This window comes from bacterium (assembly GCA_026398675.1).
Lineage (GTDB): Bacteria > RBG-13-66-14 > RBG-13-66-14 > RBG-13-66-14 > RBG-13-66-14 > RBG-13-66-14.
Genome location: JAPLSK010000381.1, coordinates 1 through 1,677 on the forward strand (window position 1 = coordinate 1; position 1,677 = coordinate 1,677).

Annotated in this window: 2 protein-coding genes and 1 tRNA gene; all 3 read left to right on the forward strand. The window is 66.8% G+C overall.

Annotation, left to right across the window (positions count from 1 at the left end):
• Window positions 1-785: D-alanine--D-alanine ligase (locus tag NTW26_11425; protein ID MCX7022857.1), on the forward strand; the 785-nt coding region annotated here is incomplete at its 5' end.
• A complete protein-coding gene (locus NTW26_11430) occupies window positions 782-1,219 on the forward strand; it encodes a cyclic nucleotide-binding domain-containing protein (protein MCX7022858.1) in 438 nt (145 codons plus the stop codon). The genes NTW26_11425 and NTW26_11430, both read left to right, overlap by 4 nt.
• An 82-nt stretch (window positions 1,220-1,301) precedes the next feature.
• Window positions 1,302-1,377, forward strand: a tRNA-Lys gene (locus NTW26_11435).
• Window positions 1,378-1,677: the final 300 nt, after the last annotated feature.

Genomic DNA, 1,677 nt, shown 5'->3' on the forward strand with positions numbered 1-1,677 from the left:
AGGGGCTCTTCGAGCTGGCCGACCTGCCCTACGTGGGCGCGGGGGTGCTGGGCTCGGCCCTGGCCATGGACAAGCTCGCGGCCAAGGCGGTCCTCGTCGCCGCCGGTCTGCCCGTGGGACCGCACCTCGGCCTCACCCGCGCCGAGCTGGAGGCGGACCCGGCCGGGGTCGCGCGCAATATCGAGACCGCCCTGGATTACCCCCTCTTCATCAAACCGGCCAACCTGGGCTCCTCGGTGGGCATCACCAAAGTCCACGGCCCGTCGGAGCTGGCGAAAGCCCTGGAGCTCGCCGCCGCCTTCGACCGCCGCATCATCGTCGAGGGTGGGCTGGACGCCCGCGAAATAGAGTGCGCCGTCCTGGGCAACGACTCGCCCGAGGCCAGCGTCCCCGGCGAGATTCTCCCCGCCCGCGAGTTCTACGACTACGACGCCAAGTACGTGGAGGACTCGGAACTTTTAATACCGGCTCCCATTTCACCCGACCAGACCGCCGAGGCCCGGCGCCTGGCCGTCGCCGCCTTCAAGGCCCTCGACATCTCCGGCATGGCCCGCGTGGACCTCTTCCTCGAACGCGCCACCGGGCGGTTCTACATCAACGAGGTCAACACCATCCCCGGCTTCACCCCCATCAGCATGTATCCGAAACTGTGGGTGGCGTCGGGCCTGGGCTACAACGACCTGGTGGCTCGGCTGGTGGAGCTGGCCCTGGAGCGCCACCACGACCGCCGCCGCACCCGCCGGAGCTACGATTCCCAAGGGGCTCAAGGGAAGGGGAAACCGTGAAACCGCACGAACTGGCCCGGTCCGGATTCTTCAAGGACCTCTCGCCGGCGGAGCTGGCCGACATCGCCGCCCTGATGATCAAGGACCACTTCCAGGCGGGGGAGACGATTTTCAAGCAGGGCGAGCCGGGAGACTACTTCTTCTACATCGCCACGGGCTCGGTGCGGGTCTGGCTCGGGCTCGATGACGGCGGGGCCCGCGAGCTGGCAAAGCTCGGCCCGGGGCAGTTCTTCGGCGAGCTGGCCCTCCTGGACAAGGAGCCGAGGACCGCCGGCGTCGAGGCCGTCGAAAACTCCGAGGTCTGGAAACTCGAGCGCGAGGAGTTCCTCAACCTCCTGCGAGGGAACGCCCAGATGGCGGTCAAGCTGCTCCACGTCGTGGCCGGCCGCCTCCGCCGCGCCGACGAGGTCATCCAGATGCTCTCGGCGAGATGACCCGACCGGCATCCGTGAAGAAGGCCGGAACGCCCCCCGTCTTGACCTTTCACCCGTGACGTGCTATTTTTCCCCCGCTCGCGAGGCGCTAGCTCAGTAGGTAGAGCAACGGCCTTTTAAGCCGTGGGTCCTGGGTTCGATCCCCAGGCGCCTCACCACCAGCTTGAAGCTGGACCAGCGCGGGGCGCTGGACCCCAGTTCCGCGGAGAGAAGTTACCGTAATTCGTAAGCAACTGCCGCGCGCGAAGCCGTAGATTTAATTGAAACTTGATCAGCGCAGCGCGCTGGACCGCTGTTCCGCGGGGAGAAGTTACCGTAATTCGCAAGCAAGCGCCGCGCGCGAAGCCGTTTTTTACTTCGCCGATTCAAGACGCCGGCCCCCGGTTCCGGTGATTCTTGCGCTGCGGTAGGGGCGGGGCTTTAGCCCCGCCCGTCGGACTTGACGACGGCATCGCCCG